The sequence below is a fragment of the Paraburkholderia hospita genome (assembly GCF_002902965.1).
Taxonomy (GTDB): Bacteria; Pseudomonadota; Gammaproteobacteria; order Burkholderiales; family Burkholderiaceae; genus Paraburkholderia; species Paraburkholderia hospita.
This window is the reverse complement of record NZ_CP026105.1, coordinates 3,434,905-3,458,357: the sequence shown is the minus strand read 5'-3', so window position 1 is coordinate 3,458,357 and position 23,453 is coordinate 3,434,905. Positions and strand designations below refer to the sequence as shown.

Sequence of the window (23,453 nt, the reverse complement as noted above, 5' to 3'; positions counted from 1 at the left end):
AGCGGCTCAACGCAAGCGACGCGCCTCCAGATTCCACGACATGGCGACGACAATGACGAAGACGAGGCGCGCTAAGGGGCAGCGGGCCGGCGCGAGTCCCGCACGCTGGGTGATGTATGCCGGCGCGGTCTTCGTCGTCGCGTGGGTCGCCACGCAGCTTTTCTATTTCGCGCAGATCGCCGTGTGGAACTCTGTGAATCCGCAATCGACGGCCTTCATGCGCTCCGATGCCTGGCGTCTTTCGCAAGACCGTCCCGATCTGTCGATCCAGCACACGTGGGTTCCCTACGATCAGATCTCACGCAATCTGAAGCGCGCGATCATCGCTTCGGAAGATGCGAACTTCGCCACGAACAACGGCTACGAAACGGACGCGATTCTCCAGGCATGGGAGAAAAACAAGGCGCGCGGCAAGATCGTCAGAGGCGGCTCCACGATCACGCAGCAGCTCGCGCGCAATCTGTTCCTGTCGCGTGAAAAGAGCTATATCCGCAAAGGCCAGGAGCTGATCATCACATGGATGCTCGAGACGCTGATGGACAAGGAGCGCATCTTCGAGATCTATCTGAATTCGGTTGAATGGGGCAATGGCGTGTACGGCGCGGAAGCGGCGGCGCGCTATTACTTCAAGACGTCGGCCGCGAACCTGACGGCCGGCCAGTCGGCCCGGCTCGCGGTGATGCTGCCGAGGCCGAAATACTTCGACGAGCATCGTACTTCCAGCTACCTCACGCAACGGGCACGGGTGATCGCGCGCAGGATGGGCGCGGCCGAACTGCCGGACTGAGTTCCGCACGGCCAATGGCCACAGAAACGGCGGGTCTCGCAACGGGACCCGCCGTTTTGCTTTCTGCATAGGCGCGCATCGCCCGATTTCGCCCGTTCCCAACATATGGACGTCGCGCTCATATGTTGGTGAATCTCAAAAAAGCGCCCTACAATCCGGTTCAACAAGCCGACACCGGCCAGAAACACCGCCTCGTCGCCAGCGCAAAAGCGCGGCGCACGCAGCGGGACGAAAATCGGAGACACCACGCCATGCCTTCCAGCACCTTGCTGCACAACCCGCTTGCGCCAACCCGCGCGAACCACGCGCAGCTTCGAATCACGCCCGACGCGCACCGTCACGCCGGCATTTCGCGGTAACTCACCTTTTGTCTGTTGCCAGTCGCCATGAACAAAGCGATGACCTCTCACGTCGAGTCCGAAGCGCCCGAGGCGCCTGAAGTCGAAGCGCCGCGCAAGCCCGCCGCGCGTCCCGCCAACGGTGTCGTCGTGCCGACGCCGCCCGCCGACACGATCGGCCTGCCGAGCACGCTGCTCGACATCACGCCGCAGCAAGCCGGCACGCAGACGCTGCTGCGCGGCCTCGCGATTCTCGAAGCCGCCGCCGCGGGCGTGCGCGATCTGCGCACCTTCGGCGCCGCGCTCGGCACGACGCGCAGCACCACGCACCGTCTCGTTAGCAGCCTCGTGCAGGCGCGCTATCTGCGCCAGGTTCAGGGCGGCTACCTGCTCGGACCGAAGCTGATCGAGCTCGGCACGATCGCGCTCGAGCAGATGCCGCTCACGACCGTCGCGCGCCCGCATCTGGCGTCGCTCGCTGAACTGACGCACGACACGATCCACCTCGGCGTGCGCGACGGCGACGACGTGCTGTACATCGACAAGATTCCCGGCACGCGCGGCCTCGAAATGCGCTCGCGCGTCGGCCACCGGATGCCGCTCGCATCGACGGGTATCGGCAAGGCGATGATGCTCGACCTCGGCCCGGACCAGTGGCAGTCGCTGTTCGACGCGTCGCGCCGTGCGCTGGCGGGCGTCAGCTTCAAGCCCGACAACCGGCCCGACCAGCAGACCTTCATGCAGCGCATGACGAACTACTCGGCAGGCGGCTTCACGTTCGATCTCGAAGAGAACGAAGCGTCGATTCGCTGCGTGGCCGCGCCCGTGCGCGATGCGTCGGGTTCGATCGTCGCGGCGCTGTCGGTCGCAAGCACGATTCCGTACATGTCGCTCGAGCGCATGGACGAGCTGATTCCCGTCGTGCAGCGCGAGGCGCGCGCGATTTCGGAAGAACTGGGCTGGCGTGTTCCGCAACCGACTACCCGCAGGATCAAACGATGACTCAGACGGGCTCGACCCTGTCCACGGAACAAGCACAACCGGCGCAGACGGCAGCAGCGGCGGGTCATGCTGCATCGGCCGCACTGATCGCGCTCGACTGGGGCACGACGTCGCTGCGCGCCTATCTGTTCGACGCGAACGGCGCAGTGCTGGAAACGCGCGCGTCGACGGCGGGCATCATGAATCTGCCGCGCCCGGCGGCGGAAGGCGGCTTCGACGCGGCGTTCGATGCTGTCGTCGGTGCATGGCTGGACCGCGCGCCCGAGCTGCCCGTGATCGCGGCTGGCATGGTCGGCAGCGCGCAAGGCTGGAAGGAAGCGCCGTACGTGAATGCGCCCGCTAGCGCCGACGCGCTCGTCGACGGCATCGTGCGCGTGCAGACGGCGCGCGGCGTGCCGCTGAATATTGTCCCCGGCGTGCTGCAGAACGGCGAGCTGCCGAACGTGATGCGCGGCGAGGAAACGCAGATTTTTGGCGCGCTGGCCTGCGCGGAACCGTCGGCGGCGGGCAAGGGCCTGCTGATCGGCCTGCCGGGCACGCACGCGAAATGGGTGATGGTGCGCGACGCGAAGATCGAGCGCTTCGACACGTTCATGACGGGTGAAGTCTTCGCGGCACTCTCCGAGCACACGATTCTCGGCCGTACGATGCTCACGCCCGACCAGCCCGACACCGATGCTTTTCTGCGCGGCGTGCGAGTCGCGCGCGACAAGGGCAAGGCCGGCGTGCTCGCAACGATTTTCAGCACGCGCACGCTGGGCCTGACGGGCCAGCTTGCGCGTGAGCAGCAACCCGATTATCTGTCCGGCCTGCTGATCGGCCACGAACTGAGCGGCCTCGAAGCGGCGCTCGCGCAACAGCAATCGACGCTCGCCGGCAGCGCGCTGCAACTGATCGGCAACGAGGCGCTGTGCGAACGCTACCGGCTCGCGCTCGCGCAATTCGGCTGCCATCAGGCGGACCTCGTGAAGCAGGCGACCGAGCGCGGCTTGTGGCGCATCGCGGCGCAAGCGGGTCTCGTCAGCGAAGCGTCGGGCGCCGCTCAGGCCACCTGAAGCGCGAACCGGAACGCGACCTGAACATGAGCCGCGCCGGCGCGCAACGAACCCAAGGAACCGACATGTCACTCGATCTGAATCTGCCCGCACCGTACCAGCCGCACGCCGGCCTGATGGCCGCGTTCGAAGCATGCCCGCTGGTCGCAATTTTGCGCGGCATCACGCCCGCCGATGCCGCCGATCACGGCCGCGCGCTCTACGAAGCGGGCTTTCGCATCATCGAAGTGCCGCTCAATTCGCCGAACCCGTTCGACAGCATCGCGGCGATCCGCCAGGCGCTGCCTGCCGACGCCATCATCGGCGCGGGCACGGTGCTGCGCGGCGAACTCGTGCACGACGTGAAGGCGGCGGGTGGCGAACTGATCGTGATGCCGCACAGCGACCCCGAAGTCGTGACGACGGCGAAGTCGCTCGCGATGGCATGCTCGCCGGGCGTCGCAACGCCGACGGAAGCCTTTATCGCGCTGAAGAACGGCGCGGACGTGCTGAAGATGTTCCCCGCCGAGCAGCTCGGCTGCCAGGTCGTGAAAGCGTGGCGCGCGGTGATTCACAAGGACGTGCCGCTGCTTCCCGTCGGCGGAGTGTTGCCGGACAACATGGGGCCGTTCCTCTCCGCGGGCGCGAACGGATTCGGCCTCGGCTCGGCGCTGTACAAGCCGGGCCAGCCGGCAACGACGACGGCTTTGCATGCAAAGGCGTTCATCAACGGCCTGCGCATCGCGCGCGCGGGCGTGAAGAAATGAAACGGCTGCAAGGCAAGGTCGCGCTGGTGACGGGTGCGGGACGCGGCATCGGCGCGGCGATCGCGACGGCGTTCGCGCGCGAGGGCGCCGCTGTCGTGCTCGCGGAACTCGATATCGAAACCGCGCAGCGCACGGCCGCCGATATTGCCACGCAAACGGGTGGCAAGACGCTCGCCGTGCAGACGGACGTCACGCAATCCGCGTCCGTGCAGCGCGCGGTGAGCGAAGGCGAAAGCGCCTTCGGCCCGATCGACGTGCTGGTGAACAACGCAGGCATCAACGTGTTTTGCGACCCGCTGACGATGACCGACGAAGACTGGCGCCGCTGTTTCGCCGTCGATCTGGACGGCGTGTGGAACGGCTGCCGCGCGGTGCTGCCGGGGATGGTCGAGCGCGGCGCGGGCAGCATCGTGAACATCGCGTCGACACACTCGTTCAAGATCATTCCGGGCTGCTTCCCGTATCCCGTCGCGAAGCACGGCGTGATCGGGCTGACGCGCGCGCTCGGCATCGAATACGCGCCGCGCAACGTGCGCGTGAATGCGATCGCGCCGGGTTACATCGAAACGCAGTTGACGCGCGACTGGTGGGACGGTCAGACCGACCCCGCCGCCGCGAAGCAGGCGACGCTCGATCTGCAGCCGATGAAGCGCATCGGCAAGCCGGAAGAAGTCGCGATGACAGCCGTATTTCTGGCGTCGGATGAAGCGCCGTTCATCAACGCGAGTTGCATCACCGTCGATGGCGGGCGCTCGGCGCTTTACCACGACTAAAGCGGTATCGAAGAATAAAGCAGTAGCGAAGGAACAGAAAAAGCAGCAAAGCCGCCCCGCAAACGGGGCGACGGTGTGAACCGCCTGACGCGCTGGCCGCGTGTGTCGGTGGCGGTACAAGAAGACGCGGCCGATAACCTTCTCGTTACTCATTAGTCAGGAGACACGCATTATGAAACGCAGAATTTTCCTCACGCTGGCAGCAGCGGCGACGGCGGTGCTCTTCAACGCACCCGTCGCGCAAGCCGCCGACCCGGTCAAGATCGGCTTCGTCGTGAAGCAGCCTGAAGAGCCGTGGTTCCAGGACGAGTGGAAGTTCGCCGAAGCCGCTGCCAAGGAAAAGGGCTTCACGCTGGTGAAGATCGGCGCGCCGTCGGGCGAGAAGGTGATGAGCGCAATCGACAACCTCGCTGCGCAAAAGGCACAAGGCTTCGTGATCTGCACGCCGGACGTGAAGCTCGGACCGGGCATCGTCGCGAAGGCGAAGGCTGACGGCCTGAAGATGATGACGGTCGACGACCGACTCGTCGACGGCGCAGGCAAGCCGATCGAATCGGTGCCGCACATGGGCATCTCGGCTTACAACATCGGCAAGCAGGTCGGTGAAGGCATCGCGGCTGAAATCAAGAAGCGCGGCTGGGACATGAAGGACGTCGGCGCGATCGACGTGACCTACGAACAGCTGCCGACGGCGCATGACCGCACGGCTGGCGCAACCGACGCGCTGATCGCTGCCGGTTTCCCGAAGGCCAACATCATCGCCGCGCCGCAATCGAAGACCGATACGGAAAACGCGTTCAACGCAGCGAACATCGCGCTGACGAAGAATCCGAACTTCAAGCACTGGGTCGCCTACGGCCTGAACGACGAAGCCGTGCTCGGCGCCGTGCGCGCAGCGGAAGGCCGCGGCTTCAAGGCCGACAACATGATCGGCATCGGCATCGGCGGCTCGGACTCGGCGTTGAACGAGTTCAAGAAGCCGAACCCGACTGGCTTCTTCGGCACGGTGATCATCAGCCCGAAGCGCCACGGCGAAGAGACGTCGGAACTGATGTACGCGTGGATCACGCAAGGCAAGGAACCGCCGAAGCTCACGCTGACGACGGGCATGCTGGCCACGCGCGACAACGTCGGCGAAGTGCGTGAAAAGATGGGTCTCGCGTCGAAGTAAGCGGGCAAATAAGCGGGACGAACGCGCGTGAGTGCGCATGAGCGGCACTCAAGCGCCGCGCGCTCCGTCGGCGATCGGCGGGGCGCGCAGGACGGAACGGTTCAGAAGCAGAGGGACAAGCCATCGTGAACTGCGCACCAGGCGAACGGCTGCGGCATGCACGACGGTTCAATCGAAGTAACAGGAGGCAAAGTGTCAGCGACGCTGCGTTTTGACAATATCGGCAAGGTGTTTCCAGGCGTGCGTGCGCTCGACGGCATCTCTTTCGACGTGCACGCCGGCCAGGTGCATGGCCTGATGGGCGAAAACGGCGCAGGGAAATCGACCCTGCTGAAGATTCTCGGCGGTGAATATCAGCCGGATTCCGGCCGCGTGATGATCGACGGCAACGAAGTGCGTTTTGCAAGTGCGGGCGCATCGATTGCTTCGGGCATTGCGGTGATTCACCAGGAACTGCAGTACGTGCCCGATCTGACGGTAGCGGAGAACCTGCTGCTCGGCCGCTTGCCGAACACGGTCGGCTTCGTGAAGAAGACCGATGCCAAGCGCTACGTGCGCGAGCAGCTCGCGGCGATGGGCGTGGATCTCGATCCGAATGCGAAGCTGCGCAAGCTGTCGATCGCGCAACGCCAGATGGTCGAAATCTGCAAGGCGCTGATGCGCAACGCTCGCGTGATCGCGCTCGACGAGCCGACCAGCTCGCTGTCGCACCGCGAAACGGAAGTGCTGTTCAAGCTGGTGCGCAATCTGCGCGCCGACAACCGCGCGCTGATCTACATCTCGCACCGGATGGACGAGATCTATCAGCTGTGCGACGCGTGCACGATTTTCCGCGACGGCCGCAAGGTCGCGTCCCATCCGACGCTTGAAGGCGTGAGCCGCGACACGATCGTGGCCGAAATGGTCGGCCGCGAAATCTCGGACATCTACGGCTACCGGCCGCGTGAACTCGGCGAAGTGCGCTTCTCGGTGAAGAACATCGAAGGCCGCCCGCTGACGGAACCGGCCAGTTTCGAGGTGCGGCGCGGCGAGATCGTCGGCTTCTTCGGGCTGGTGGGCGCGGGCCGCAGCGAACTGATGCACCTGATCTACGGCGACGATCCGAAGAAGGGCGGCGAACTGGTGCTCGACGGCAAGCCGATCAAGGTGAAGAGCGCCGGCGAAGCGATTCGCCAGGGCATCGTGCTGTGCCCGGAAGACCGCAAGGAAGAAGGCATCGTCGCGATTGCTTCAGTAGCGGAGAACATCAATATCAGCTGCCGCCGTCATTATCTGAAGGCGGGGCTGTTTCTCGATCGCAAGAAAGAAGCCGAAACGGCTGACCGCTTCATCAAGCTGCTGAAGATCAAGACGCCGAGCCGCCGCCAGAAAATCCGTTTTCTGTCGGGCGGCAACCAGCAGAAGGCGATTCTGTCGCGCTGGCTGGCCGAGCCGGATCTGCGCGTCGTGATTCTCGACGAGCCGACGCGCGGCATCGACGTCGGCGCGAAGCACGAAATTTATAACGTGATTTACGAGCTGGCCCAGCGCGGCTGCGCGATCGTGATGATTTCGTCGGAACTGCCGGAAGTGCTGGGCGTGTCCGACCGGATTCTCGTGATGCGCCAGGGGCGCATTTCGGGCGAACTGCCGCGCAGCGCCGCCACCGAGCAATCGGTGCTGAACCTCGCGCTGCCGAAGAGCTCGACGACGGCGCAGGCGGCCTGAACGCGTACGCGCGCCGGCCGGGTGAAACGAAAACCGCAAGACATCTGTAACTGACAGGATCTACAACAGTCCTGTAACCCGTGGGGAACGGGAGGAGTGAACCAAATGCAAGCCAGAGAAAACCTCGCGCAACAGGCCGCCAAGAGCGCCGCTGAAGCGCTGATCCCGCAAGCCAACGACAAGCAGAAGTGGTGGCAGCAGATCACCGAGTACAGCCTGATCGTGATCTTCGTCGTGATGTTCATCACGATGTCGTTGACCGTCGATCACTTCTTCTCGATCGAGAACATGCTCGGCCTCGCGCTGTCGATCTCGCAGATCGGCATGGTCGCGTGCACGATGATGTTCTGTCTCGCGTCGCGTGACTTCGACCTGTCCATCGGCTCGACAGTCGCCTTTGCCGGCGTGTTGTGCGCGATGGTGCTCAACGCGACGGGCAACACGTTCATCGCGATCATCGCCGCCGTTGTCGCGGGTTCGGTGATCGGCTTCGTCAACGGTGCGGTGATCGCGTATCTGCGCATCAACGCGCTGATCACGACGCTCGCGACGATGGAAATCGTGCGCGGCCTCGGTTTCATCGTGTCGCACGGTCAGGCTGTGGGCGTGTCGTCGGATACGTTCATCGCGCTGGGCGGCCTGTCGATGTTCGGCGTGTCGCTGCCCATCTGGGTGACGCTGGTCTGCTTCATCGTGTTCGGCGTGATGCTGAATTCGACGGTGTACGGCCGTAATACGCTCGCGATCGGCGGCAATCCGGAAGCGTCGCGTCTCGCGGGTATCAACGTCGAGCGCACGCGCGTCTACATCTTCCTGATTCAGGGCGCGGTGACGGCGCTGGCGGGTGTGATTCTCGCGTCGCGTATCACGTCGGGTCAGCCGAACGCTGCGGAAGGCTTTGAGCTGAACGTGATTTCGGCGTGCGTGCTGGGCGGCGTGTCGCTGCTCGGCGGCCGCGCGACGATTTCGGGCGTCGTGATCGGCGTGCTGATCATGGGCACCGTCGAAAACGTGATGAACCTGATGAACATCGATGCGTTCTATCAGTACCTGGTGCGCGGGGCGATCCTGCTCGCGGCGGTGCTGCTGGACCAGTTGAAGAATCGCGGTTCGCGTGACTGATTAGCGACTGATTTTTTCGCCAAACTCAACGCCAGAAGAAGGAAACCGAACGATGTCGTCTCCCGCCAGCGCGAACGCGCGTGAAGAACAGGGCGTCTACGCGCGCTATCCGAGCCTCGTGGATCGCACGGTGCTGATTACGGGTGGCGCGACGGGTATCGGCGCATCGTTCGTCGAGCATTTCGTTGCGCAGGGCGCGCGCGTCGCGTTCTTCGATATCGACGAAACGGCGGGCGACGCGCTCGCCGATCAACTCGGCGATTCGCGTCACAAGCCGCTGTTTCTGCGAGTCGATCTAACCGACATCGACGCGCTGAAGAAGGCGATCGCCGACGTGCGCGCGGCGCTCGGCCCGATCGGCGTGCTGGTGAACAACGCGGCGAACGACAAGCGCCACAAGATCGAAGACGTGACGCCCGAATCGTTCGACGCAGGTATCGCCGTCAATATCCGTCACCAGTTCTTCGCAGCGCAAGCCGTCGCCGACGACATGAAGGCGGCGCAGCGCGGCTCGATCATCAATCTCGGCTCGATCAGCTGGATGCTGAAGAACGGCGGCTATCCTGTGTACACGCTGGCGAAATCGGCGGTGCAGGGACTCACGAAGGGACTCGCGCGCGATCTCGGCCACTTCGGCATTCGCGTGAACGCGCTGGTGCCGGGCTGGGTGATGACGGACAAGCAGAAGCGCCTGTGGCTCGACGACGCCGGGCGTCTCGCGATCAAGCAGGGCCAGTGCATCGACGCCGAGCTGCTGCCCGAAGACCTGGCGCGGATGGCGCTGTTTCTCGCCGCCGACGACAGCCGCATGATTACCGCGCAAGACATCATCGTCGATGGAGGTTGGGCATGAGCGACACGATCACCAACGTTCAGGCTGCATTGCTGGTCGATTCGAAATGCACGCTGGGCGAAGGCGCAACGTGGGACGCGCGCAGCGGTCTTTTCTACTGGACGGATATTGAAGGTGCGCGGCTCTGGCGTTACGATCCGCGCGATGGCCGCAGCACGTTCTGGCGTATGCCCGAGCGGCTGTCGACTTTCGCGTTGTGCGCCGATCCGCATTACATGCTGTTGGGTCTCGCATCGCGGCTGGCTTTCTTCGACCTTGCAACGGGCGAAGTCGAGTCCATCGTCGAGGTTGAGCCGGGCATGAACACGCGCGTCAATGACGGGCGCTGCGATCGCCAAGGACGCTTCGTATTCGGCACGAAGGATGAAGCGTCGCCGGTGCAGGCGATCGGCGGGTTTTACCGGCTGAATCATGATCTGTCGCTCGAACGTCTGGCATTGCCTTCGCCCGCGATTTCGAACAGTATCGCGTTCAGCCCCGACGGCGCGACGATGTACTTCTGCGATTCGCCGACGCTCGAAATCCGCGCCTGCGATTACCGCGCGGACGGCAGCGTCGCGAACGAGCGGCTGTTCGTGAAGCTGACCGACAAGACGGGCGAGCCTGACGGTTCGACGGTCGATAGCGAAGGCGGCCTGTGGAACGCGCAGTGGGGCGGACGGCGCGTGGTGCGCTACGACGCGAACGGCGTGGAGACGGAACGCGTCGACGTGCCGACCGTGCAGCCCAGTTGTGTCGCGCTGGGTGGCGCGCAACTCGGCACGCTGTATGTGACGAGCGCGCGCGTCGGACTCGATGCGCAGGCGCTGGCGGGCGATACGCGCGCCGGCGGCGTCTATGTCGCGACGCAGGGCCGGCGCGGTTTGCCGGAGCCGGTATTTAAGGGATCGCCTGCAGCGAAGCGCGGCGCGTAACGCAAGCGAACTAAAACATCTTCGCAGTATCGGAAGCAAGGTAGTCCACGCCCCAGAGGCAGTCAGATTTGGGGCGCGCAACAAAACTCAGGAGGCGGCCGCGACGACGTGCCGCCCGCACAAGCAGCCATCTGTTCTCCGATGCGCCGATCATGCCGTCCGATGCCTCTCGTGGGAGTGTGATATGACTGTCGCGAATTCTGCTGTCCCATCTTCTCCACAATCCCGCGCGCGCCGCGCCCGGCTCGCGGCCACCGTGCAGCCGGTGCTGGCCGGGCCGAGTACGTCCGCGGTGGCGGTCGGCGCGGGAAGCGCCGCCGACGTCGCGTGCGTGACGCTCGCCAATTCGCTGCTGCGGCTCGATGTGGCGCCGTCGCTGGGCGGCGGCATTACGCGCTTCGACTTTCGCAACGAGGGCACGCTCGTGCCCGTGTTCCGGCGCTGCCGTCATGTCGATGCGGACACCGACGCGAACGACCTCGCCTGCTATTCACTGCTGCCGTATTCGAACCGGATCGGCGGCGGGCAATTCATGCTCGGCGAGCGCGCGATCGACGTGCCGTGCAACCGCACGGGCGAGCCGCTGCCGATTCACGGCGACGGCTGGCTTGCGGACTGGACCATCGCGGCCTCTGACGCCGAAAACCTCACACTGACGCTCGACCGTCGCGACGGCAAGCCGTACGCGTATCGCGCGACGCAGACTTATGCGCTCGATGGTTCGACGCTTGTCATCACGCTCGAAGTCGAAAACACCGGCCGCGAAGCGATGCCGTTCGGCCTCGGCGTGCATCCATTTCTGGTGCGCGATGCCGACACGCAACTGTCGGCGGCTGCGGCGGGCTTGTGGCTGTCGGGCGAAGACTGGCTGCCCGTGCGCCATGTCCCCGTGCCGCCCGCGTGGCAGTTCGGCGTTGCGTATCCGTTGCCGCGCTCGCTCGTCAATCACGCGTTCACCGGCTGGAGCGGACATGCGACGGTCGTGTGGCCGAAGCGCCGCCTGTCGCTGACGATGTCGTCGAGCACCGAGTACTACATTCTCTACACGCCGACGTCGAAAGACTTTTTCTGCTTCGAACCCGTCGATCATCCGATCAACGCGATGAACCTGCCGGGCGGTGCCGCCGACAACGGCATGACGATGCTCGCGCGCGGCCAGCGGCTTGCGCGCTCGTTCAGCTTCGCGGTCGAGCGTACGGGACTGCGCGCGATGGCGGGTGGGCGCGCGGCGAAGCGCGGGTAGCAAGCGCGGGCAGTAAGGGCGGGCAGCCGAAGCGGGCCGATCGCGGATGCGGCCCGTGATGCGCCGCGCGAGTAAAATACGCGGCTCATCCGTTACCCGCGCGCCGCGAGATTTCCTATGTCCACATTCATCCAGACGCTCGACCACGCATGGCACACGACGAATTCGCTGCTGTGCGTCGGCCTCGATCCCGAGCCGACCAGGTTTCCCGGCGCGTACGCCAACCGTTCTGACGCGATCTTCGATTTCTGCAAGAGGATCGTCGACGCAACAGCGCCTTACGCATCGTCGTTCAAGCCGCAAATTGCCTACTTCGCCGCGCATCGCGCCGAAGAGCAGCTCGAGCAGCTGATCGCGCACATTCACCTGAAGCATCCGGGTCTGCCCGTGATTCTGGACGCGAAGCGCGGCGATATCGGCAGCACGGCCGAGCAGTACGCGCGCGAAGCGTTCGACCGTTATCGCGCCGATGCCGTCACGGTGAATCCGTACATGGGCTTCGATTCGATCGAGCCGTATCTGGAGCACGACGGCAAGGGCGTGATCGTGCTGTGCCGGACGTCGAATCCGGGCGGCTCGGACCTGCAGTTTCTGGAGACGGAAGGCCGTCCGCTGTATCAGACGGTCGCGCGGCTTGCGGCGGAAAAGTGGAACGCGAAGGGCCAGCTGGGGCTGGTGGTCGGCGCGACGTTCCCGAAGGAAATCGAAGTGGTGCGCGGCATTGTCGGCGACATGCCGCTGCTGATTCCAGGTATCGGCGCGCAAGGCGGCGATGTCGAAGCGACGGTCCGGGCGGGCCGCACGGCAGCGGGCGCGGGCATGCTGATCAATTCGTCGCGTGCGATTCTGTACGCGGGCAAGGGCGACGATTGGGTCGAAGCCGCCGCGCAGGCCGCGAAGGATACGCGCGACCGGATCAACGCGTTTCGTTAAACCGCGGCTTTCATGCTGAGAAGGCCGGTCCCGGTCAAGGGCCGGCCGGCCCAAGCTTCGCGACGAGATCCCGATGCTGCGGATACTCGCGCACCAACGCGTCGACATCCCCAATCTCGAACTCGCTGAACTCGAAGCCCGGCGCGACCGTGCAGCCGACGAGCGCAACGCTCGCCGCGTCGTCGCATTGCGCGGCGAACCAGCGGCCGGACGCCACAACGGCCTGAAACACGCAGTCGGCATGTTCGAGCGCGTTACCCAGACGATGAACGGTGAGCAAGCCGTCGTCTTCCAGCACGTAGACGTTGAGCGGATCGCCGGCGTAGAAATGCCAGACTTCATCGGACTGAATGCGGTGCCACGCGGAGTGCGCGCCGTCGCAAAGCAGGTAGTAGATCGCCGTGGAGGCGGAGCGGGAATCGGCGGAACCTTCGCGGCGGATCGAATCGGACGAGCGGTACGTCTCGCGAAAGAACCCGCCTTCGGGATGCGGCTGGAGATCGAAGCGGCGGATCAGTTCATCGCGGTCGATATGACGGGCCATGATTTCCTGCTGTAGTTGAGAACCAGGAAGCTCAGCGCTCCCGCTCGTCGAGCAAGGTCAACAGCCCGCGCAAAGCGTGCGTCGCCGCCTGCACGCGCACACGCTCGCGGTCGCCCTTGAACACCAGCGTCTCGACGACGGTATGCAGCCGGTTGCTCCATCCGAAGCACACCATCCCGACCGGCTTTGTCTCGGTGCCGCCGCCGGGGCCCGCCACACCCGTAATTGACAGCGCAACCTGCGCGCGGGAATTCCGCAACGCCCCTTCGACCATCGCCCGAGCGACGGGCTCGGACACGGCGCCGTGCTTTTCGATGAGATCGGGCGGCACACCGATCATCTCGCTCTTGGCCTGATTCGAGTACGTGACGAAGCCGCGCTCGAACCATCCGCTGCTGCCGGAAATATCGGTGATGGCCGTCGCGACCATGCCGCCCGTGCAGGATTCAGCCGTGGCAAGCATCAGCCGCTCGTCGCGCAGACGATTGCCGGCGCGAATGGCGAGTTGGTGAACGACGGAATCGGTAGCCATGCTGGACTCGGGGTAAGGGAAACGCAGGAAACGATCAGACCGACATCCGCCAGAGCGCAATCACGAGCAACGTGAAGAACGCCGCGACGAGATCGTCGAACATGATGCCAAAGCCACCTTTCAGTCTGCGGTCGAAATAACGGATGGGCGGCGGCTTCACCATGTCGAAGAAGCGGAAGACGATGAACGCCCACAGCTGTCCCGTGAAGGTGGCGGGCGTCACCATTAGCAGCACCAGCCAGAACGCGACGATCTCGTCCCACACGACGGGCGACGGATCTTCAATGCCGAGCCGGTTCGCGGTGAAGCCGCAAATGCCGATGCCCGCGACAAAACCGACGACGATCAGAATGCCCCATTCGATGACGGTCAGCTGCGCACTGAACGCAGCGAACGATGCCCAGGCGAACAGTGTGCCGAACGTGCCGGGCGCAATCGGCGACAGGCCGCTGCCGAAACCCAGCGACAAGATATGCAATGGATGTGACAGCATGAAGCGCGCGGTCGCGCGGCGGGGCCGCGGTGCACGCGGTTCGCCGTTCGACGCTCCTTCAGGCTTGCCGTCGGGTGTGCCGCCGGATGGGCCGGGCTGGCCGCCTGTTGGCGCGTCGGAGAAACTGCCGGCCGGGCCAAGCGAGGATTCATTCTGCATGGAAATGATCGAAGCCTTGCAACGTCAATGTAAGTGGAGCGCCTGACGCGTCGTGCCACGAGATCGCGGGCACGGCGCCGGTCGCATCGAGCGGAGTTATTGTACCGACGCGCGTCACGGGCAAACGCGCCTGTTGACCCGCTGCAACGACTTCGGCGCGGGCGGACGGCGGCGCGGTGAAACACAACTCGTAGTCGTCGCCGCCCGCGATCGTGCAGCGGCGCTGGATGTCCGTAGAGAGGCGGCGCAGCGCGTCCGAGCGTGGCAGCGCGTCGGCGTCGACGGTCGCGTTCACATGCGAGCGTTCGAGGATGTGCATCAGGTCGCCCGCCAGGCCGTCGGAAATATCCAGCGCGGCCCGCGCCACCCCGCGCAACGCGAGGCCCAGCGCGACGCGCGGCTCGGGCAGCTCCATGGCGCGGCGGAATGTCGCAGCGTCGTTGGCATCGGCGGACCACTCGCCGCGTTGCACGCCGAGGCTCGCGCGCGCGTCGCCCAGCGTGCCGGATACCCAGATGTCGTCGCCGGGCTGCGCGGCGTCGCGGCGCAGTGCGCTCTGCGGCGGCACCGAGCCGAACACGGTGATGCACAGATTCAGCGGCCCGCCCGTCGTATCGCCGCCGACCAGCTCGCAGCCGTGGCGCTCGGCGAGATCGAAGAGGCCGTCGCTGAACGCGGACAGCCAGTCGGCGTCGGCTTTCGGCAGCGAGAACGCGAGCGTGAACGCCTGCGGCTTCGCGCCCATCGCCGCGAGGTCCGACAGATTGACGGCGAGCGCCTTGTGACCGAGCGCCTTCGGATCGACGTCGGGAAAGAAGTGGCGGCCTTCGACCAGCATGTCCGTCGATATGGCGAGCATCTCGCCGGCGGGCGGCGCGAGCAGCGCGCAATCGTCACCGATGCCAAGGACAGCGCGCTGCGGGTATGTCGAACCCGACGCGCGGCGCGCGAAGAAGCGGTCGATCAGCGAAAACTCTGAAAGCATAAATAAGGCGTACGAGTGCGAAAGACGGCGGAAGCGGGTGGATGGATGCGCTCAAGAAACGCTAATCGAAGCTAACACGACTCTAAAGGCGCGCATTGTAGTCGCGGCGCGGAACCCGACAAAACGGTGTGCTTTCCTTTCACGCTGTTTCGGTCGCGGCACTTGCACCCGGATTGCAGGGTTCGACTTTTGGGATTGGCGCTACAATGCGATCGAACATCTATTCTAATCCGCACTTCCAAGTCCGCTTATGTCGACGCCCGTCAATACCAAACTCCGTGAAGCCGCTCTCGATTATCACGAATTCCCGACCCCCGGGAAGATCGCGATTGCCCCGACGAAGCAGATGATCAACCAGCGCGACCTCGCGCTGGCGTACTCGCCAGGCGTTGCGTTCGCGTGCGAGGCGATCGTCGAAAACCCGCTGAATGCGGCGCGCTTCACGGCGCGCAGCAACCTGGTCGGTGTCGTGTCCAACGGCACCGCGGTGCTCGGCCTCGGCAACATCGGGCCACTCGCGTCGAAGCCGGTCATGGAAGGCAAGGCCGTGCTGTTCAAGAAGTTCGCCGGTATCGACGTGTTCGACATCGAGCTGAACGAATCGGACCCGCACAAGCTGGTCGAGGTGATCGCGGCGCTCGAGCCGACCTTCGGCGGCATCAACCTTGAAGACATCAAGGCGCCGGACTGCTTCATCGTCGAGCGTGAATGCCGCAAGCGCATGAAGATTCCCGTCTTCCACGACGACCAGCACGGCACGGCGATCGTCGTCGCGGCGGCCGTTTCGAATGGCTTGAAGGTGGTTGGCAAGAGCATCAAGGAAGTGAAGCTGGTCGCATCGGGCGCGGGCGCGGCGTCGCTGGCGTGTCTGAGCCTGCTGGTCGATCTCGGCATGCCGATCGAGAACATCTACGTGACCGACCTGGCCGGTGTCGTCTACAAGGGCCGCACGGAACTGATGGACCCGGACAAGGAGCGTTTCGCGCGCGAGACGGACGCGCGCACGCTGTCGGAAGTGATGGGCGGGGCGGATGTGTTCCTCGGCCTGTCGGCGGGCGGCGTGCTCAAGCAGGACATGGTCAAGCAGATGGCCGACAAGCCGCTGATTCTCGCGCTCGCCAACCCGACGCCGGAAATCCTGCCGGAACTCGCGCTGGAAGTGCGCCCCGACGCCGTGATCGCGACCGGCCGCACCGACTATCCGAACCAGGTCAACAACGTCCTGTGCTTTCCGTTTATCTTCCGCGGCGCGCTCGACGTCGGCGCGACGGTCATCACGAAGGAAATGGAAATCGCCGCGGTCAATGCGATCGCGGAACTGGCGCGCCAGGAACAATCTGACATCGTCGCGACGGCTTACGGCATTCAGGACCTGTCATTCGGTCCGGAATATCTGATTCCGAAGCCTTTCGATCCGCGCCTGATCGTCCAGATCGCGCCCGCTGTCGCGCAGGCTGCGATGGATTCGGGCGTCGCCACGCGTCCGATCGAAGACATGGAGGCGTACAAGCAGCATCTGCAGCAGTTCGTCTACCACAGCGGTACGACGATGAAGCCGATCTTCCAGCTCGCGCGCGGCGTCGAGCCGGAGAAGAAGCGCATCGTGTTCGCGGAAGGCGAGGAAGAGCGCGTGCTGCGCGCGGTGCAGATCGCTGTCGACGAAAAGCTGGCGAAGCCGATCCTGATTGGCCGTCCGGCTGTGATCGAGCAACGTATTGCGAAATTCGGCCTGCGTCTCGTGAATGGCCAGGACTACACAATCGTCAACACCGACCACGACGAACGCTACCGCGACTTCTGGCAGACGTATCACAAGATGATGTCGCGCAAGGGCTTCACCGAGCAGATGGCGAAGCTGGAAATGCGCCGCCGCACGACGCTGATCGGCTCGATGCTGGTGAAGAAGGGTCACGCCGACGGCATGATCTGCGGCACGGTCAGCACGACGCACCGCCACCTGCACTTCATCGATCAGGTGATCGGCAAGAAGGAAGGCGCGAAGGTCTACGCGGCAATGAATGCATTGGTGCTGCCGAACCGCCAGATTTTCCTCGTCGATACGCACGTGAACGTCGATCCGACGGCGGAAGAACTGGCCGAGATCACGATCATGGCGGCGGAAGAAGTGCGACGCTTTGGTATCGAACCGAAGATCGCGCTGCTGTCGCACTCGAACTTCGGCACGAGCAATGCGCCTTCTGCACAGAAAATGCGCGATGTACTGGCTATCTTGCAGGAACGCGCGCCGCATCTGCAGGTCGACGGTGAAATGCACGGCGACCTGGCACTCGACGCGAACCTGCGTAAGGAAATCCTCCCGGATTCGACGCTGGAAGGCGACGCGAACCTGCTGGTGCTGCCGAACATCGACGCCGCCAACATCTCGTACAACCTGCTGAAGACGGCGGCCGGCAACAACATCGCGATCGGACCGATCCTGCTCGGGGCGGCGCAACCGGTGCACGTGCTGACGCCGTCGGCGACGGTTCGCCGGATCGTCAACATGACGGCGCTGCTGGTCGCCGATGTGAACGCAACGCGTTAAGTCTGTCGTTGTTTCGGTGCGGGCTGTTGGTTTTTAGCCCGCGCAGGCAAAAAAAGAGGCGTGCCCGCAACGGGCACGCCTTCGAGCAATGGCTGGGGATTAACAATCCCGCAAAAAGGCAGACGCGTGACATGAATCCGTTGTGCGAACTGTCCGGACGACGAGGCATGAACGTCGTCCAACATCTTGCCTCGGAGATAACTTTATCTCACTCGGGCGAAAACCTCTGTCAAAATGTGGCATATCTGGCGTCGGCGCTCTGCCGGTTTCGCCTGGACGGCCTTTCGTCCGACCAATGAACATTGATTCCAAAAGACATTAGCGATACCCTTACGACTTTCGTGCGACACGCGTCGCATCGACTGGACGGCGAAAGCCGTCCCATATGCGTGGCACCTTGATGCCACCCCTGTGAAGTAAGCGAAACCTAGTGCTGGTTGCTAGGAATCGCTGCCGTGAATATTGGTCGGCGTCCGCGCCGGTCAATTTGATTGCATTGACCTGATTACCGTCAGGTTCCGCCCAGTTAGCGGCTTCAACTCCGCTAACCAAGCGGATTGGAGTATGTGATACCTGCGTCCGAGTTTGGACGTGGTTCGGCACAAGTCGAGCGCAAAGCTCGGCGTGTCATTGTTCGCCTTCGCGAGATGTAGGAGCGAAGCAGAGAACCTGCTATGCGACTAGCAGTAGCCTAAGAAGACATGCGCCACTGGCAACGGTGGGGTGTGAAGCTCTTCTGACAATGAAGCCCCCGGACGTTTCGGGCAGGCGAGTGCCGCGAGGTACCCGTCTGGTAATCCTCAGCAGCAGGGGATTCGGAGCTAGGCTGGCTGATATGGTCAACGTATGTGAATCACTGATAAACCTCGTGATAAGGAAAGTGCCAACTGCTGCTGGGCACTAACCAAAATGGTGTGCGGTCGGTTACCCCGCTGAAAGTTCGGGTTACGTCGCCAACAGACCGCCGGGGAATAGGTGGGACCTACGTCAGTCGTGTGACATGCCGGGAACGTGGTAAGCCCGTATCGTTGCCAGTGCAGGATGGCTGGCAGGCGGACCGCAAGGAACGCTGTTGACGGTGCGGGTATGGGAGGACGGAGAAAGCGAATGCCGGGCTGTAATGGCCCGGATAGGGGTTGAGACATTACCTCACGCGATAAGCGGGCAGACTTCCGTCTGGTCTACCGTCGCAAGATGGCTGACTACCCTCGGCTGGAAAGTGATTGTTGATGGGCTTCCGGACCATCAACGTACGTTTTTAACCCCCTTGCGGGAGCAGATCGCTCCCGCAAGGGGTGGTCTGGTCTCCGCTCGGGTTTCACTTCATCGAGCAGGAGAGCAGCATGAGAGTATCTGTCCGAAAGGATGGATCTGCGCTTTCCCACGCGCCGAACAACTGGCACGCCGTCGATTGGCGTCGGGTTGAACGGAACGTGAGAGGGATGCAGATTCGAATTGCGAAGGCGACGCGGGAAAGCGATTGGCGCAGGGTGAAAACTCTGCAACGGATGCTGACCCGCACGTTGTCCGCAAAGCTGTATGCGGTACGACGTGTTACGCAAAACCAGGGTGCGCGAACGGCGGGAGTCGATCGCGAGCTATGGGATTCGCCTGAAAGCCGATGGGAAGCTGTCGGCAGGTTGAAGCGGCGTGGATACAGACCCCTGCCACTACGGAGGGTCTTTATCCCCAAGGCCAATGGGAAGGAGCGCCCTCTGGGTATCCCGACCATGCGGGACAGGGCGATGCAGGCTCTGTATTTGCTGGCATTGGAGCCGGTGTCGGAATCGACGAGCGACCCGAACTCATATGGGTTCAGGCTTAACCGCTCGACGGCCGACGCGAAGAGTCAGATATTTGTTTGCACGTCCAAGAAGGCCTCGGCCCAATGGATACTGGAAGCAGATATCAAGGGCTGCTTTGACCACATCAACCACGACTGGCTGGAGAACCACGTCCCTATGGACGCGGAGATCCTGCGGAAGTGGTTGAAGGCTGGCCTGATTTACAAGGGTCAGCTGCAGGCGACTGAGGCCGGTACGCCGCAGGGAGGGATCATCTCCCCGACGCTGGCTAACGTGACGCTGAACGGGCTTGAACCCGAACTACTGAAGCACCTTCGTGCCCGGTACGGAGTGGTTAAAGCCTCGAAGCTGAAAGTGAATGTGGTGCGATACGCGGATGACTTCGTGATCACTGGCAATTCGAAGGAGTTGCTGGAAAACGAGGTGAAACCTTGGGTGGAAGCATTCCTTGACGTTCGAGGACTGCGACTATCGGAGGAGAAAACGCGGGTCACTCACATTGATGACGGCTTCGACTTCCTGGGGTGGAATTTCCGGAAGTATTCGGGAAAGCTGCTCATCAAGCCAAGCAAGAAGAACGTGAAAGCGTTCTATCGCAAGGTGGCGGAAACGATCAGTGGCAACAAGGAGGCGACTCAGGAAGGTCTGATCCTTCTGTTGAATCCGATGTTGCGAGGCTGGGCGCAGTATCACAGCCCCGTTGTGGCCAAGCAGGCGTACAGCCGCATGGAGCATCTGATTTTCAAGAGGCTCTGGCGGTGGTGCAGGCGCCGGCATCCACAGAAGAATGCCAGCTGGGTGCGAAAGAAGTACTTTCACACAGTTGGCAAACGGACGTGGGTATTCGGCGCGCCGATAGCGGAAGACGATGGCAGTACTTGGTTGCTGGAATTGTTCCGGCCGAGTAGTACGCCGGTTCGGCGGACCAAGAAAGTAGCGGGTGAATACAATCCCTTTGATGTCAGATGGGAGCAATACGGTGAGACGCTGCGTCAGGAGCGGATGTGGCTTTCCAAGCGCTACCGCAAACAATGGGTCTCGCTGTACATGTCGCAGAACGGACTTTGTGCGCACTGCGAACAGGCCTTGACGGAAGAAACGGGTTGGCACGATCATCATTTGACGTATCGGATGCTGGGCGGGTCAGACGCTATTTCCAATCGAGTGTTGCTTCACCCGGACTGCCACCGCCAGGTACATGCTGGTAAACTTGCGGTGACTAAGCCGGTTCTGCTATAAGCGGGATTTTGCATGTAGGCTTGAGCTGTATGCGGGGAAACTCGCACGTACAGTTCTTAGGGGGCCCCTGATCCGAAAGGAAAGGGGGCTACCCTACATGGTCGTCAAACTCGTTAGTCAACAGCGGGAATCCTGGACTCATGGCACGCAAGTGGCTCCGCGACGGCGTGCTGATCGCCGCCTTGACGCTTGGAGGTTTTGCCGGTGGTTTTCCGGCAGGCGGCTGGGCCCGGGAAGTGCAGCAGGGACAGGCCGGAGGCACGATCGCGGTGGCGCAATTGCCGCCGCAAGCCGTCAGGACATTGAACTTGATTGCAGCTGGCGGGCCTTATCCGTATGAGAAGGACGGCGTCGTATTCGGCAATCGTGAGCGGTTGCTGCCGCCGCACCGGCGCGGCTATTACCACGAATACACCGTTCCCACGCCAGGCGCCCGCGATCGCGGCGCACGCCGCATAGTCTGTGGAGGGCCGCTCAGGCGGACCACCAATTGCTTTTACTCAGACGACCACTACGCCAGTTTTAATCGCATTATTGAATGACATCGGGATAATCGGCATGAGCGACAACGTCTACGCGCACGACTCGAAAGTCGCGACGGATTTTCTCGCGGCCGGCGACGGCAATATGTTCCAGCGCGTCATGCAGATGCGCGATGCCGGCCAGGTCCGTGACGTCCAGAACGAAGCCAGTACGGGCCTTTCATCGGAAGAGGAGCGCATGAGTCTTTTCCAGACCGTACGACCGAACATCGTGCAGTCGATCCGCGCGTTCCGCGTGCAGGATCTCGCCGACGAAGCGGGTCGGCTCGGTCAGCATTTCCTCTATGCATTTGTGGGCAATGCCCAGTCGAAGCAGGAAGTGATGGAGACCATCGCGACGTCGTTCCTGTTTCCGAAGCATTTCGGCAAGAATTACGACGCGCTATACGACTCGCTGACCGATCTCGTTCACAAGGCTGGCTCGCAACCGGGATTCGTCATCGTGCTCGAAGCGCTGCCTATCGCGATCAAATTCGACAAGGAAGCGCGCGAGACGCTGCTCGACGTGTTCCGCGAAGCGGCGGAATTCTGGGCGGAGCGCAAGGTGGCGTTCCGGGTGTTTTACTCGTTTGCCTGAGTGTTGATCTGTAATAAAAAAGGCCCGCCGATTGGCGGGCCTTTTGCATTGTTACGTGGGCTTCCTTCGGACGAAGGTGCCGTGAGACGCGCCGCTTACCAGCCGCCCCAGCGCGCAGCCAGCGCGGACAGCACGGCGATCCCGGCTGTCTCGGTACGCAGCACGCGTGGGCCGAGACCGACGGACGTGAAGCCGTGGCTCGCCGCCGCCGCTTCTTCGGCAGCCGAGAAGCCGCCTTCCGGGCCGACCAGCACCAGCGCGCGAACTGTCGGTGGCTCGCTGGGCAGGGCGGAGAAGGGCACGCTCGCGCGCGGCGACAGCAAGAGGCGCAACTCGCCGTCGGCGGGCTGCTTCGGCATCGAACTGAGCCACGTGGCGAGTTCGCGCGTCGGCATCACTTCGGGCAGGCGGTTGCGCCCGCACTGCTCGCACGACGCCTGCACGATCCGCTGCCAGTGAACCTGTCGGCGTTGCGCGCGCTCACCGGAGAGGCGCACGACGCTACGCGTGGTCGTGAGCGGCACGAATTCGGACGCGCCGAGTTCGGTCGCCTTTTCGATCAGCCAGTCCATCTTGTCGCTGCCGGCGATACCCTGCGCGAGCGTCAACTGGTAGGGCGGCTCAGCCTCGACGTCGCGGAACGGGCCAATCCGCACGATGGTTCCATGTCGATCCATATCGACGATTTCGGCGCCGTACTCGCCGCCAGTGCCGTTGAACAGGCTCACGGTGTCGCCCGGCTGCAGACGCAGGACGCGCACGTGCCGATTGACTTCATCCGGCAGGGAAACGATGTCGTCGGTTTTGAACGGTGTGCCGACGAAGAAGCGAGGCATAAGGAAAGTTCTCATTCATTCAAGACAGGTGGCAGGCTAACGCCCAGCGGTAGCCGTCGAGATCTTCGATCTGGGCAAAACGATCGCCCCAGAACTGATCTTGCGGTTCGCTCAGCGACCTGGCGCCGGCCGCAATGGCCCGCGCATAGACCGTGTCGACATCGTCGACATAAAGGTAAAACGATTGGGGTGCCGTCATGGCCGCGCTTTTCGGCGTTCTCGCTGTCGAGCCGAACGCGCCCTCCGGGGCGAACATTACGATCAATTGATCCTGATACGTCATCTCAACGTGCATGACGGCGCCGTCGTCATGCACGCTGTCCCTGACCCGGAAACCAAGCGCCGCCTCGAAAAACGCGATCGAGGTGCGCGCATCGCGGACGGTCAGATACGGCGTCAGCCACGGCACTCCGGCTGGGCGTGAGGCAGTCATCGAACTCTCCTGAAGCAGTGGGTCGTCATGCCATCGCCTTCGCTACCAGTGTTGCCTTGCGGCGGCCAGTGCCGAAGAAGCGATGAATTTTGCAGCACTCCCAAAGCTAACGCTCTAAG

23 protein-coding genes are annotated in these 23,453 nt (G+C 63.2%); 17 read left to right on the top strand and 6 right to left on the bottom strand.

Features of this window, described 5'->3' with window-relative positions:
• The first annotated feature begins 52 nt into the window (after positions 1-52).
• The 13 genes from mtgA to pyrF all read left to right on the top strand — a co-directional run bounded on the left by mtgA (position 53) and on the right by pyrF (position 12,644).
• Positions 53-787, top strand: coding sequence for a monofunctional biosynthetic peptidoglycan transglycosylase (gene mtgA / locus C2L64_RS15635; RefSeq protein WP_086909696.1), 735 nt, complete (start codon positions 53-55; stop codon positions 785-787).
• Positions 788-909: 122 nt separating this feature from the next.
• The gene (locus C2L64_RS15630) at positions 910-1,146 is read left to right on the top strand and encodes a hypothetical protein (RefSeq protein ID WP_086909699.1); all 237 of its coding nucleotides are present in this window, start codon (positions 910-912) and stop codon (positions 1,144-1,146) included.
• A gap of 27 nt (positions 1,147-1,173) precedes the next feature.
• On the top strand, positions 1,174-2,127 hold the full coding sequence (locus C2L64_RS15625; protein WP_007743620.1) for an IclR family transcriptional regulator: 954 nt from the start codon (positions 1,174-1,176) through the stop codon (positions 2,125-2,127).
• Positions 2,124-3,182 carry a 2-dehydro-3-deoxygalactonokinase gene (locus tag C2L64_RS15620; RefSeq protein ID WP_007743619.1) on the top strand — a complete coding sequence of 353 codons (1,059 nt, stop codon included), beginning with the start codon at positions 2,124-2,126 and terminating at the stop codon, positions 3,180-3,182. The genes C2L64_RS15625 and C2L64_RS15620 overlap by 4 nt, the downstream gene beginning before the upstream one ends.
• Before the next feature lie 65 nt (positions 3,183-3,247).
• Positions 3,248-3,928: a 2-dehydro-3-deoxy-6-phosphogalactonate aldolase gene (locus C2L64_RS15615; protein ID WP_090835904.1), complete on the top strand. Its 681-nt coding sequence runs from the start codon at positions 3,248-3,250 to the stop codon at positions 3,926-3,928.
• Entirely contained in the window at positions 3,925-4,701 is a 777-nt protein-coding gene (locus tag C2L64_RS15610; RefSeq protein ID WP_007743613.1) for an SDR family oxidoreductase, read from the top strand. The genes C2L64_RS15615 and C2L64_RS15610 overlap by 4 nt, the downstream gene beginning before the upstream one ends.
• A 172-nt stretch (positions 4,702-4,873) precedes the next feature.
• Positions 4,874-5,872 carry an arabinose ABC transporter substrate-binding protein gene (locus tag C2L64_RS15605; RefSeq protein WP_086909703.1) on the top strand — a complete coding sequence of 333 codons (999 nt, stop codon included), beginning with the start codon at positions 4,874-4,876 and terminating at the stop codon, positions 5,870-5,872.
• A gap of 192 nt (positions 5,873-6,064) precedes the next feature.
• Positions 6,065-7,579 (top strand): L-arabinose ABC transporter ATP-binding protein AraG, encoded by a 1,515-nt coding sequence (araG, locus tag C2L64_RS15600; protein WP_007743610.1) that lies wholly within the window; start codon positions 6,065-6,067, stop codon positions 7,577-7,579.
• A gap of 105 nt (positions 7,580-7,684) precedes the next feature.
• A complete protein-coding gene (araH, locus tag C2L64_RS15595) occupies positions 7,685-8,701 on the top strand; it encodes an L-arabinose ABC transporter permease AraH (RefSeq protein ID WP_086909704.1) in 1,017 nt (338 codons plus the stop codon).
• A 52-nt stretch (positions 8,702-8,753) separates the two neighbouring features.
• Positions 8,754-9,554 (top strand): SDR family NAD(P)-dependent oxidoreductase, encoded by an 801-nt coding sequence (locus tag C2L64_RS15590; protein WP_090835905.1) that lies wholly within the window; start codon positions 8,754-8,756, stop codon positions 9,552-9,554.
• Positions 9,551-10,468: an SMP-30/gluconolactonase/LRE family protein gene (locus C2L64_RS15585; RefSeq protein WP_086909706.1), complete on the top strand. Its 918-nt coding sequence runs from the start codon at positions 9,551-9,553 to the stop codon at positions 10,466-10,468. Before C2L64_RS15590 ends, C2L64_RS15585 begins: the two co-directional genes overlap by 4 nt.
• Positions 10,469-10,652: 184 nt before the next feature.
• Positions 10,653-11,711 (top strand): aldose 1-epimerase, encoded by a 1,059-nt coding sequence (locus C2L64_RS15580; RefSeq protein WP_090835906.1) that lies wholly within the window; start codon positions 10,653-10,655, stop codon positions 11,709-11,711.
• A gap of 117 nt (positions 11,712-11,828) precedes the next feature.
• Positions 11,829-12,644 (top strand): orotidine-5'-phosphate decarboxylase, encoded by an 816-nt coding sequence (pyrF, locus tag C2L64_RS15575; RefSeq protein ID WP_007743605.1) that lies wholly within the window; start codon positions 11,829-11,831, stop codon positions 12,642-12,644.
• Between the two features lie 34 nt (positions 12,645-12,678).
• On the opposite strand, the gene C2L64_RS15570 is transcribed toward pyrF, so the two are convergent.
• The 4 genes from C2L64_RS15570 to thiL are packed head-to-tail and all read right to left on the bottom strand — an operon-like array spanning position 12,679 to position 15,357.
• Positions 12,679-13,188 (bottom strand): cupin domain-containing protein, encoded by a 510-nt coding sequence (locus tag C2L64_RS15570; protein ID WP_090835907.1) that lies wholly within the window; start codon positions 13,186-13,188, stop codon positions 12,679-12,681.
• 31 nt (positions 13,189-13,219) lie between these two features.
• Positions 13,220-13,720: a CinA family protein gene (locus C2L64_RS15565; protein WP_007743603.1), complete on the bottom strand. Its 501-nt coding sequence runs from the start codon at positions 13,718-13,720 to the stop codon at positions 13,220-13,222.
• Positions 13,721-13,754: 34 nt separating this feature from the next.
• On the bottom strand, positions 13,755-14,372 hold the full coding sequence (locus C2L64_RS15560) for a phosphatidylglycerophosphatase A family protein (RefSeq protein ID WP_007743602.1): 618 nt from the start codon (positions 14,370-14,372) through the stop codon (positions 13,755-13,757).
• Positions 14,362-15,357 (bottom strand): thiamine-phosphate kinase, encoded by a 996-nt coding sequence (gene thiL / locus C2L64_RS15555; protein WP_090835908.1) that lies wholly within the window; start codon positions 15,355-15,357, stop codon positions 14,362-14,364. The genes C2L64_RS15560 and thiL overlap by 11 nt, the downstream gene beginning before the upstream one ends.
• Positions 15,358-15,607: 250 nt before the next feature.
• Between thiL and C2L64_RS15550 the strand changes: the two genes are divergently transcribed.
• From C2L64_RS15550 to C2L64_RS15535, 4 genes are all read left to right on the top strand, one after another.
• The gene (locus C2L64_RS15550; RefSeq protein WP_090835909.1) at positions 15,608-17,902 is read left to right on the top strand and encodes an NADP-dependent malic enzyme; all 2,295 of its coding nucleotides are present in this window, start codon (positions 15,608-15,610) and stop codon (positions 17,900-17,902) included.
• Between the two features lie 1,343 nt (positions 17,903-19,245).
• Positions 19,246-20,946 (top strand): group II intron reverse transcriptase/maturase, encoded by a 1,701-nt coding sequence (gene ltrA / locus C2L64_RS15545; RefSeq protein ID WP_090835941.1) that lies wholly within the window; start codon positions 19,246-19,248, stop codon positions 20,944-20,946.
• Between the two features lie 140 nt (positions 20,947-21,086).
• The gene (locus C2L64_RS15540) at positions 21,087-21,488 is read left to right on the top strand and encodes a ribonuclease (protein WP_090835911.1); all 402 of its coding nucleotides are present in this window, start codon (positions 21,087-21,089) and stop codon (positions 21,486-21,488) included.
• A gap of 16 nt (positions 21,489-21,504) precedes the next feature.
• Positions 21,505-22,065, top strand: coding sequence for a barstar family protein (locus C2L64_RS15535; protein ID WP_007742464.1), 561 nt, complete (start codon positions 21,505-21,507; stop codon positions 22,063-22,065).
• 95 nt (positions 22,066-22,160) lie between these two features.
• Here the strand turns inward: C2L64_RS15535 and C2L64_RS15530 are convergent, their stop codons facing one another.
• Together C2L64_RS15530 and C2L64_RS15525 are read right to left on the bottom strand one after the other, a co-directional pair.
• Positions 22,161-22,901, bottom strand: a complete 741-nt coding sequence (locus tag C2L64_RS15530; RefSeq protein ID WP_090835912.1) for a 16S rRNA (uracil(1498)-N(3))-methyltransferase — start codon at positions 22,899-22,901, stop codon at positions 22,161-22,163.
• 19 nt (positions 22,902-22,920) lie between these two features.
• Positions 22,921-23,334, bottom strand: coding sequence for a VOC family protein (locus C2L64_RS15525; RefSeq protein WP_007742454.1), 414 nt, complete (start codon positions 23,332-23,334; stop codon positions 22,921-22,923).
• Positions 23,335-23,453: the final 119 nt, after the last annotated feature.

Excerpts from the sequence above, each read along its gene's own strand:
- mtgA (WP_086909696.1), top strand. The coding sequence starts at position 53 with ATGACGAAGACGAGGCGCGCTAAGGGGCAGCGGGCCGGCGCGAGTCCC.
- C2L64_RS15630 (WP_086909699.1), top strand. The coding sequence starts at position 910 with ATGTTGGTGAATCTCAAAAAAGCGCCCTACAATCCGGTTCAACAAGCC.
- C2L64_RS15625 (WP_007743620.1), top strand. The coding sequence starts at position 1,174 with ATGAACAAAGCGATGACCTCTCACGTCGAGTCCGAAGCGCCCGAGGCG.
- C2L64_RS15620 (WP_007743619.1), top strand. The coding sequence starts at position 2,124 with ATGACTCAGACGGGCTCGACCCTGTCCACGGAACAAGCACAACCGGCG.
- C2L64_RS15615 (WP_090835904.1), top strand. The coding sequence starts at position 3,248 with ATGTCACTCGATCTGAATCTGCCCGCACCGTACCAGCCGCACGCCGGC.
- C2L64_RS15610 (WP_007743613.1), top strand. The coding sequence starts at position 3,925 with ATGAAACGGCTGCAAGGCAAGGTCGCGCTGGTGACGGGTGCGGGACGC.
- C2L64_RS15605 (WP_086909703.1), top strand. The coding sequence starts at position 4,874 with ATGAAACGCAGAATTTTCCTCACGCTGGCAGCAGCGGCGACGGCGGTG.
- araH (WP_086909704.1), top strand. The coding sequence starts at position 7,685 with ATGCAAGCCAGAGAAAACCTCGCGCAACAGGCCGCCAAGAGCGCCGCT.
- C2L64_RS15590 (WP_090835905.1), top strand. The coding sequence starts at position 8,754 with ATGTCGTCTCCCGCCAGCGCGAACGCGCGTGAAGAACAGGGCGTCTAC.
- C2L64_RS15585 (WP_086909706.1), top strand. The coding sequence starts at position 9,551 with ATGAGCGACACGATCACCAACGTTCAGGCTGCATTGCTGGTCGATTCG.
- C2L64_RS15580 (WP_090835906.1), top strand. The coding sequence starts at position 10,653 with ATGACTGTCGCGAATTCTGCTGTCCCATCTTCTCCACAATCCCGCGCG.
- pyrF (WP_007743605.1), top strand. The coding sequence starts at position 11,829 with ATGTCCACATTCATCCAGACGCTCGACCACGCATGGCACACGACGAAT.
- C2L64_RS15570 (WP_090835907.1), bottom strand. The coding sequence starts at position 13,188 with ATGGCCCGTCATATCGACCGCGATGAACTGATCCGCCGCTTCGATCTC.
- C2L64_RS15565 (WP_007743603.1), bottom strand. The coding sequence starts at position 13,720 with ATGGCTACCGATTCCGTCGTTCACCAACTCGCCATTCGCGCCGGCAAT.
- C2L64_RS15560 (WP_007743602.1), bottom strand. The coding sequence starts at position 14,372 with ATGCAGAATGAATCCTCGCTTGGCCCGGCCGGCAGTTTCTCCGACGCG.
- thiL (WP_090835908.1), bottom strand. The coding sequence starts at position 15,357 with ATGCTTTCAGAGTTTTCGCTGATCGACCGCTTCTTCGCGCGCCGCGCG.
- C2L64_RS15550 (WP_090835909.1), top strand. The coding sequence starts at position 15,608 with ATGTCGACGCCCGTCAATACCAAACTCCGTGAAGCCGCTCTCGATTAT.
- ltrA (WP_090835941.1), top strand. The coding sequence starts at position 19,246 with ATGAGAGTATCTGTCCGAAAGGATGGATCTGCGCTTTCCCACGCGCCG.
- C2L64_RS15540 (WP_090835911.1), top strand. The coding sequence starts at position 21,087 with ATGGCACGCAAGTGGCTCCGCGACGGCGTGCTGATCGCCGCCTTGACG.
- C2L64_RS15535 (WP_007742464.1), top strand. The coding sequence starts at position 21,505 with ATGAGCGACAACGTCTACGCGCACGACTCGAAAGTCGCGACGGATTTT.
- C2L64_RS15530 (WP_090835912.1), bottom strand. The coding sequence starts at position 22,901 with ATGCCTCGCTTCTTCGTCGGCACACCGTTCAAAACCGACGACATCGTT.
- C2L64_RS15525 (WP_007742454.1), bottom strand. The coding sequence starts at position 23,334 with ATGACTGCCTCACGCCCAGCCGGAGTGCCGTGGCTGACGCCGTATCTG.